We start from the raw sequence: 3,829 nt of genomic DNA, 5'->3' as shown, positions 1-3,829 counted from the left end.
CTTGCCGACAAGGACATCCTGGGTGCCCGACAGACTCAAAGGCAGGGACCCGCCGAGCACTATGCTGTACAACACGGCGCTGCTAGCCGGGTCCAAAGTGGTGTGGATCTTGGTTTCAATCGTGCAGTTCGCGGCGCAAGTATGCGTAGCGTCCCCAGGAATCGTGCTGTTGCCGGCGGGAACGCAATGGACGCACTTGCCACCAGGGCACGCCGCATCGTTGGCGCACGCGACCTCTAGATTCGTACCGCCGACACAAACGCCATTGCCCTGGCACTGCCCCTCGGAGGTGCAAGCTGTGCCAGCGTTGGCACCGCCGATGCACCAGCCACCGGTATCGCACTCTTCCCCGGCGTCGACTACGCCGTTGCCGCATGCTAACGGGGGAGGAGCGCAGCCGTTGAGGGCGGCGTTCACTGCCGTGAGGATTTCATCGACCGTTATGCTGCCGTCGCAATTGCCATCGCCCGCCAAGCAGGCTGAAACAGCCGTGTTGCCGAGAGCGATGTTCACCATCGTCAAGATTTCATCCACGGTCACAGTGCCCTTGCCATCGCAATCGCCGATGCATGGCACCGGTGTTGGGCATGCCGCCCGCACGGCTCTCGGCGCCAAGCCGAGCGTGAGGGCAAAAGCGAGAATGGCCGCACTCGCATACCTGCTACGAGATGACCCAAAGTAATCGGATGTCTTCATTGTATCTCTCCTCTGGCTAGTGAGGCAGTTGCCTCGGCTGCTGTCGACGCCCCAAACGGAGGCGCGTGATGCATCTGTTGGCTTTCCCACCGGGTCCACGCTCACTCTATTTGCTACAAAAGCGGCCTGTCCGTCAAGTAGGCTCACGTATCTCTTTCGGCCCTTCCACTTCTCGGCTTCCTCCGGGAAACCGAACGGGCACGACAGCGGTGAAGGTCGAACCCACACCGACGCGGCTGTTCACGTCGATCGTGCCGCCGATGAGGTCAAGCAGGCGTTGAACAATATAGAGGCCGAGGCCGACACCGCCGAACCGCCGGGTCATGGCCGGCTCGATCTGACGGAACATCTCAAAGATCGCTTTGACGTCTTCGTCCCCAATGCCGATGCCGGTGTCAGACACCACCACCCGCACGAAGGATGGATGCGGTGCCAGCTCTGCCCGGACCTCCACGGATCCCCGCCGCGTGAATTTGAGGGCATTGTGCGCCAGGTTCTTGATGATCGTTTTCAGCTTCAGGCGATCGGTGTGCAGCACCGGCAACAGGGGCGCGGCCGCGCAACGGAATTCGACCAACGGCGGCACTTCATCCGCCAGATCCTGCCCGATCTCCGCCACCAGGTCGGGCAAGGTAAACTCGGAGGCGTCGAGTTGGACCTGCCCCGACTCGATCCGCGTGACGTCCAGGGTCGCGTTGATCAACTCGAGCAGCTGCAGGCTCTTCTTGCCGATGACGTCCAAGGCCTCCTGCTGCTCGGGGTGGAGCGGACCCATCGCTTGTTCACGCAACAGGTCGGCGTAGCCGATGATGGCATTCAGCGGCGTACGTAACTCGTGCGACACGGTGCTGAGGAAGTCCGACTTCAGACGGTTGGCGCGCCGCAGGTCCTCGACCAGACGCGTGTTCTCCAGCACCACCGCGGCCTGTTGCGCGATGCCGTCGATCAGCCGCTTCTGCGCCGCCGAGAATGGGCCGGTGCGGCTGCGGTAGCCAACCGTCAGGCTCCCCATCCGCCGGTCGACCGGGCCGAAGATCGAGCAGAAGAGGCTGCTGACCCGGAAGGTCTTCATGAGATCGGGGCTCGCCAGCAGCAACGGCTGTGGGTGTTGGATTTCGAAGTGGCCGTCGTGCCAGACGGCATCCGCCAACGCCGACCGTTGCGTATCCAGGGAGAGTTGCAGCAATTGCTCCGTCTGGTCGGGTGGGAAGCCGTGCACCCCGAGTATGCGAGTCTCATGTACGTCCCGATCCCAAGATGTGAGCACGGCAAAATCGGCGGCGGCAGCGGTGGCCGCCATCTGGGGAATACGGTCCACGACCTGCCGGTGGTCGAGCCTGGCGCTGAGGTCGCGCCCCAGTGTCACCAGCGCCTCAGCGGCAGCGGCGGCTTCGCGTTCCTGCGCCATCAGACGGGCACGTTCGATAGCCAAGGCCGCGTAGCGGGCGATGCCGCGCAGCATCAACAGTTGCTCGGAAGTGAATTCGCGCTCGGGGTCCACGTAACTAACGGTCATCGCCCCCTGGACCGTGTTCTCCGTCAGCAACGGGATGATGGCGCTGGCTCCGAAGGACTCCCACTGGAACTCAGGCGGCAATAAGGTTACGGCCGTCGCCGGCGTTATCACGCAGGTCTCCCCCGCCAGGATTCTCTCGACCATGGGGACGGTGTTCCGTGCGAATTCCAGTTGGCGCATCGCTTCAATCGACTCGGACGGGGCGCCGAACGTCGAGCCGAAGTAAAACGTCTCCCGCTGCGGGTCCCACAGAAAAGTTGCGCTGCGGTTGCACCCGGCCATTTCCGTCCCGATACGATTCAGCTCGGTGAGCAGCGCCGGCAGCTCGTGCGATTTGGTCAATCGTTCGAGCCCTGCCAGCAGGGCCGTAACGCTGTCGGCTTCTTCGCGCACGCGGTCCAGGAGCCGCGCGTTCTCCACAGCCACACCCGTCTGGGCTGCCAGAATGCCCGCGCGCTGGAGCATGGTCGCCGTGAAACCGGCAGAGCGGCGCCGGTTCGCCACGCTGAGCACCCCGAACACACCGAAGGTGCCGATCAAGGGAACGAGCAGAATGGCTTCGTCCCCTAACTCTTCAACCAGCGGGTAGTGGGCGTAGCCCGATCGGGGGATGCCGTTGACGTACAATCCGTTTCGCCGCCGTAAGACCTCGACGTCCAGAGACGCGGGATGGCTGACGGGCGTTCGACGGCCGAGGAGGTGAGAACTGCCGGACCCCTCCGCGGCCTTGACCACCAACTCCTCGCCTTCGAGCAGCATGATGAGCGAGCGGTCGACACCAAACCACCGGTGGGCGTGCGCACACACCGCCGCCACGGCTGCCTCGACGCCTCGAGCCCGTTGCAGCGTCAGCGTAATCTCCGCCAAGCCTTGCTGGAAGCGAGCCGCATCGCGTGCGCTCTCCACCGGCACGCTCACCGTGTAGGCTGTCAGCCACATCAGACTGATCAGGCTGAGCCCCACGATCAAGGCGAAACTCGGCAGGCCCCCGCCCTCCAGCGCCTGCCACGTGGGCGGCGATGGCCACTCTCCGGTGACGGAAATGCCAATCACCAGCATCGCCGCCAGCGCGTTGACCGCGGTCAGGACCCGGCCTGCTCCTGGTGGCAGTATGACACTCGATACGGTGCTCGTGGCCAGGAAGAAATACAACCACGGGCTCATGAACCCGCCGGTGAACAGCACAACGAGGCTCAACGCAACGGTGTCGAGGAATCCTCCGGCATAGAGGACGCGCACGCGAACGCGATCAGCAGCGGGTCCCGGCCGCTGCGTCGCGCGGCGCGCCACCTCGGCCAACAAGACATTCACGAGGAACGCGACGGTCGCAACGCCGAGGGCCGGAAGCAGGTGGATGGGCTGGCGGGCGAACCGGTACCCCACCATCACGAGGGCGGACACCCACAGAATCACGCCAGCGCGCAGCCACGTGACCCAGGCCGTCAACTCAGCCGGAATGGTGGTCTCTCGTGCAGCGATTGTTGATGACGCCATCAGTGGATGCGGTACGGCGTACTACATCGACATTCCACACGGCGCAAGGACGCGGCAAGTCGATGTGGCAATTCGGTGGCCTCGCGACCATGTTTCCGTTGCCATCGCCGCGCAGCCCAGGTA

At 64.0% G+C, this 3,829-nt stretch carries 2 protein-coding genes; both read right to left on the bottom strand.

The window, feature by feature from the left end:
- On the bottom strand, positions 1 to 696 hold a 696-nt coding region (locus VF515_20970), incomplete at its 3' end, for a hypothetical protein (protein HEX7410100.1).
- A 133-nt stretch (positions 697 to 829) separates the two neighbouring features.
- Positions 830 to 3,706 (bottom strand): ATP-binding protein, encoded by a 2,877-nt coding sequence (locus VF515_20965; GenBank protein HEX7410099.1) that lies wholly within the window; start codon positions 3,704 to 3,706, stop codon positions 830 to 832.
- Positions 3,707 to 3,829: the final 123 nt, after the last annotated feature.

It is taken from the genome of Candidatus Binatia bacterium (assembly GCA_036382395.1).
In the GTDB taxonomy this organism is placed as follows: domain Bacteria; phylum Desulfobacterota; class Binatia; order HRBIN30; family HRBIN30; genus JAGDMS01.
The sequence above is the reverse complement of the archived record's forward strand: the minus strand, read 5'-3'. Positions and strand labels throughout refer to the sequence as shown.

Coding starts and splice junctions, on each gene's coding strand:
- VF515_20965 (HEX7410099.1), bottom strand. CDS start 3,706: ATGGCGTCATCAACAATCGCTGCACGAGAGACCACCATTCCGGCTGAG.